Below are 4,738 nucleotides of genomic sequence, written 5' to 3'. Positions count from 1 at the left end.
ACATTGGATATGTGTTTGGCGCAGCCCCTGTGGGAGCGAGCCTGCTCGCGAAGGGGCCAGAACATTCAATGCAAATTAGCGGCTGGAAACCCGATACACCCGCTCCTCGAGCCGGGTGACGCCCGCCTCCAGAAACTTCCCGCTCTCGCTCAAGACATCCTGGTCCTCCAGGATCTTCAATGCCCATGCCGTCCCGAACAACCGCTGCACTTCATCGTCGACCACCGCGAATGGCGGGCCGGGCATTTGTGCCTGATCGTAATCCAGGGTGATCAGCAATCCCAGGGACTCCCTGGGCAGTATCCGCTTCAAGTGGTCTGCATAGCGCTCACGCATTGCCAGTGGCAATGCAATCAGTGCCGCGCGATCATAGAGAGCGGAGCAATCAGCCACATCTCCGGCTGTCAACGAGAAGAAATCACCGCACCACAGTTCAATCGATCCTGCCCGATAGACCTTGAACGGCCCCTGCTCGCTGATGGCCGGATCAAATCCATGCTCACTGAAGAAATCCTCCACGGCTTTCTCCGACAGTTCGACCCCCAGGACTTCATGCCCCTGATGGGCCAGCCACAACAAATCCAGGCTTTTGCCGCACAATGGCACCAGCACTCGCGCACTCTCCTCCAGGCCCAGTTGTGGCCAGAACCGTCGTAGATAGGGGTTCACCTGCGGCAGATGAAAGCCGATCTGATTCGATGCCCACTTCTTGTGCCAAAACTCCGGCTGCATAAATAACCCCGAAAATTCGATCAAAACACCCTAAAACTTATATTAGATTTAGATCAATGATCTGACTGAAGATGGTGCCATCTTAACTCTCAGGAGCACATTCATGTTCCCCAGCCTGTACATATCCCATGGCTCACCCATGCTCGCCCTGGAACCCGGCGCCAGCGGTCCGGCCCTCGCTCGTCTGGCGGCAGAAATTCCGACACCCAAGGCCATCGTGATTGTTTCCGCACACTGGGAAAGTCATGAACTGTTGGTCAGCGCCAACCCCCACCCCGAAACCTGGCATGACTTCGGTGGTTTTCCAAGGGCGCTTTTCGAAGTGCAATACCCGGCGCCTGGCGATCCGCGATTGGCGACAGAGGTTGTCGAGTTGTTGAACGCCGCCGACCTCCCTGCACGCGTCGACACCCAGCGGCCGTTCGACCACGGTGTTTGGGTGCCCCTTTCATTGATGTATCCGCAGGCTGACATCCCGATTGTCCAGGTGTCCCTGCCCACCCGCGGCGGTCCTGCCCTGCAAACCCGCGTCGGTCATGCCCTGAGCACCCTGCGCCAACACGGCGTACTGCTGATCGGCTCCGGCAGCATTACCCACAACCTGCGGGAACTGGACTGGCATGCCGGCCCGGAAAGCGTCGAACCTTGGGCTCAGGTGTTCCGCGACTGGATGATCGAGAAGCTGGCGGCCAACGATGATGCGGCCCTGCACGATTATCGTCAGCAAGCACCGAACGCCGTGCGCAACCACCCCAGCGATGAGCATTTGCTGCCGCTGTACTTTGCCCGCGCCGCTGGCGGAGATTTCAGCGTCGCCCACCAGGGGTTCACCCTGGGTGCGCTGGGCATGGACATCTATCGTTTCGGTTGACCGGAAACCGAGTCGTCCCCTTCGCGAGCAGGCTCGCTCCCACATTTGATCTCGGTCATCTGTGGGGCGAGCCTGCTCGCGAAGGACGCACCACCGATTGAAAGGCATAAAAAATCCCCGAATCAATCGGGGATTTTTTATGTTCGATCAATCAGCCCGAAAGCGGATCAATCTTCGCGATAGCGACGCAGCTTCAACTGCTTACCGGCAACGCGAGTGTCCTTCAGCTTGGACAGCAGCTTCTCCAGACCATCTTCCGGCAGCTCGACGAGGCTGAAGCTGTCACGCACCTGGATGCGACCGATGGCTTCACGGGCCAGACCACCTTCATTGAGGATGGCGCCGAGCAGGTTCTTGGCAGCGATACCGTCACGCGCACCCAGCGCGGTACGGCAACGGGCACGTCCCTCAGCCAGTGGCATCGGAGCACGACGCTCGCGGTCACCACGCTCAGGACGATCACCGGAACGCTCCGGACGATCGCCACGCGGTGTGCTGTTCGGAACCAGCGGACGTTCTTTCTCGATCGCGGCCAGGTTCAGCGCTTGACCGTTGGTAGCCTTGCGCAGCAGCGCTGCGGCCAGGGCACGCGGGCTGCAACCGATATCGGCGGTCAGGCGATCAAGCAGATCACCGTGAGTCGATTCGGCGTCGGCCACCAGCGGCGACAGGCTGTTGGTCAGCTTCTTGATGCGTGCATCCAAGACGGCTTGAGCGTCTGGCAGGCGAACTTCAGCAACCTTTTGACCGGTTACACGCTCGATCACTTGCAGCATGCGGCGCTCACGCGGAGTCACCAGCAGCAACGCACGACCTTCGCGACCGGCACGGCCGGTACGGCCGATACGGTGAACGTAGGATTCCGGATCGTACGGCATGTCAACGTTGAACACGTGAGTGATGCGCGGAACGTCCAGGCCACGAGCAGCAACGTCGGTCGCCACAACGATGTCCAGACGGCCATCCTTGAGGGAGTCGATCACGCGCTCACGCTGGTTCTGGGCAATGTCACCGTTCAGCGCAGCGGCTTTGTAGCCTTTGGCTTCCAGGGCGCTGGCCAGGTCCAGGGTCGCTTGCTTGGTACGCACGAACATGATCAGCGCGTCGAAATCTTCCACTTCCAGCAAGCTGAGAACGGCAGACGTCTTCTGGTCAGCGTGAACCAGCAGGTGAGCCTGCTCGATCGCGGTAACGGTCTGGGTCTTGCTCTGGATCTTCACGTGCTTCGGATCGCGCAGGTGGCGTTCGGCGATGGCACGGATCGATTGCGGCAGGGTAGCCGAGAACAATACGGTCTGACGGGTTTCCGGCATGGCCTTGAAGATGACTTCCAGGTCGTCCATGAAGCCCAGTTTGAGCATTTCGTCTGCTTCGTCGAGAACCAGGTGGTTCACGGTCTGCAGCACTTTTTCGTCGCGACGCAGGTGGTCGCACAGACGGCCCGGAGTGGCGACAACGATCTGTGCGCCATTACGGATTGCTTTCAGTTGTGGGCCCATTGGCGCGCCGCCGTAGACAGCCACAACAGTTACGCCCGGCATTTGCTTGGCGTAGGTTTCGAAAGCGGTTGCAACTTGCAGCGCCAACTCACGAGTTGGGGCCAGGATCAGAGCTTGCGGCTCGCGCTTGGACGGATCAATGCGGTGCAGGATCGGCAGGGCAAAGGCAGCGGTTTTACCGGTACCGGTTTGCGCCTGACCAATCATATCGTGACCGGCGAGAATGATCGGGATCGACTGCTGCTGAATGGCCGAAGGCTCTTCATAGCCGGTAGCGACTACTGCAGCGACAATATTGGGATGAAGTTCAAGAGCGGCGAAGCCGCCGATTTCCTGGGTCATGGGTCTGCCTCTAAGTGCATCCGCAAAGACCCATGCTCCAAAGCTGCGCATGCCGTGTTGAGACTCAAGAGTCGCCCTGGCAGCTTTGTCGGCGGGGATTTGCGAAAACGAATGAATGAAAAGAATCGTCAAGGAAGCGTCCGCAGTACGGACGTGCAGCCGAAGCTGACTTCGGGGAAGTGCTCTACCTAAACGCGGCCCGGCTAAAGGCCGGCGCGCACTATACCGGAATTTGCCAAAAAAGGGAGTCTTTTTTTAACGCAAACCTCCCGCGCGCGGCGTTCTGTCACAGGCTTTGCGGATATTCATGCAAGCGTCTATTTTTCAAAGGCCCGGCCCTGAGGGACATGGCGCTAAAACGGTTCACCCCGCCCCTCGCCAACCGTCGGTCCGACTCCCCTTCCCGCCCGAGGAAATACCCCATGAAAGCGCTCGACAGCAGCCGTGTGAGCCGTGAAAAACGTGGTCATGTCCTGTTGATCGGCCTGGACCGGGTCGCCAAACGCAACGCTTTCGACCTCGAATTGCTCAATCAATTGAGCCTGGCCTACGGCGAGTTCGAAGCCGACAGCGATGCCCGGGTGGCAGTGGTGTTTGGCCATGGCGATCACTTCACCGCCGGGCTGGATCTGGTGAACGCCAGCGCAGCGTTGACCGAAGGTTGGCAGACCCCGCCCGGTGGCTGCGACCCTTGGGGGGTGTTCGCCGGCCCAAGAGTCAACAAGCCCGTGATAATCGCAGCGCAGGGCTACTGTCTGACCATTGGTATCGAATTGATGCTCGCTGCCGATATCAACCTGTGCGCCAGCAACACCCGCTTCGCGCAAATGGAAGTGCAGCGCGGCATTTTTCCCTTCGGCGGCGCCACCTTGCGCCTGCATCAAGTGGCCGGTTGGGGCAATGCCATGCGCTGGATGCTGACGGGGGACGAATTCGATGCCCATGACGCCCTGCACCTGGGTTTGGTGCAGGAAGTCATGGCCAGCGAAGATTTGCTGCCACGGGCAATCGAACTGGCCGAGCGAATTGCCCGTCAGGCGCCGCTGGGGGTTCAGGCAACGCTGATGTCTGCCCGCCAGGCGCGTTATGAAGGGGAAACTGCCGCAGCCCGAGGATTGCCGGCGCTGGTAAAGAAGCTGCTGAGCAGTGAAGACGCCCGGGAGGGTGTGCGGTCATTGGTGGAGCGGCGGCCTGGGGTGTTCAAAGGTATCTAGATTTTTTGCCGGTTTGGCGGGCCTCTTCGCGAGCAGGCTCGCTCCCACAAGGAATCGCAGTTCAACTGTGGGAGCGAGCC

The 4,738-nt window shown here is 59.8% G+C and carries 4 protein-coding genes; 2 read left to right on the top strand and 2 right to left on the bottom strand.

What is annotated here, in order from left to right; translation table 11 throughout:
• Nucleotides 1-75: 75 nt before the first annotated feature.
• Nucleotides 76-732: a thiopurine S-methyltransferase gene (locus ACSFE6_RS31045; protein ID WP_435431189.1), complete on the bottom strand. Its 657-nt coding sequence runs from the start codon at nucleotides 730-732 to the stop codon at nucleotides 76-78.
• A gap of 103 nt (nucleotides 733-835) precedes the next feature.
• Here ACSFE6_RS31045 and ACSFE6_RS31040 point away from each other — a divergent pair, with 103 nt between their 5' ends.
• On the top strand, nucleotides 836-1,603 hold the full coding sequence (locus ACSFE6_RS31040) for a DODA-type extradiol aromatic ring-opening family dioxygenase (protein ID WP_435431188.1): 768 nt from the start codon (nucleotides 836-838) through the stop codon (nucleotides 1,601-1,603).
• Nucleotides 1,604-1,770: 167 nt separating this feature from the next.
• Here the strand turns inward: ACSFE6_RS31040 and ACSFE6_RS31035 are convergent, their stop codons facing one another.
• Nucleotides 1,771-3,444: a DEAD/DEAH box helicase gene (locus tag ACSFE6_RS31035; RefSeq protein WP_435431187.1), complete on the bottom strand. Its 1,674-nt coding sequence runs from the start codon at nucleotides 3,442-3,444 to the stop codon at nucleotides 1,771-1,773.
• Between the two features lie 422 nt (nucleotides 3,445-3,866).
• Between ACSFE6_RS31035 and ACSFE6_RS31030 the strand changes: the two genes are divergently transcribed.
• On the top strand, nucleotides 3,867-4,658 hold the full coding sequence (locus ACSFE6_RS31030; RefSeq protein WP_435431186.1) for a crotonase/enoyl-CoA hydratase family protein: 792 nt from the start codon (nucleotides 3,867-3,869) through the stop codon (nucleotides 4,656-4,658).
• The last annotated feature ends 80 nt before the right edge of the window (nucleotides 4,659-4,738 follow it).

The sequence above is a fragment of the Pseudomonas baetica genome, from assembly GCF_051216495.1.
In the GTDB taxonomy this organism is placed as follows: Bacteria; Pseudomonadota; Gammaproteobacteria; order Pseudomonadales; family Pseudomonadaceae; genus Aquipseudomonas; species Aquipseudomonas baetica_B.
Note: the sequence above shows the minus strand (reverse complement) of the source record. Positions and strands in the feature narration are given on the sequence as shown.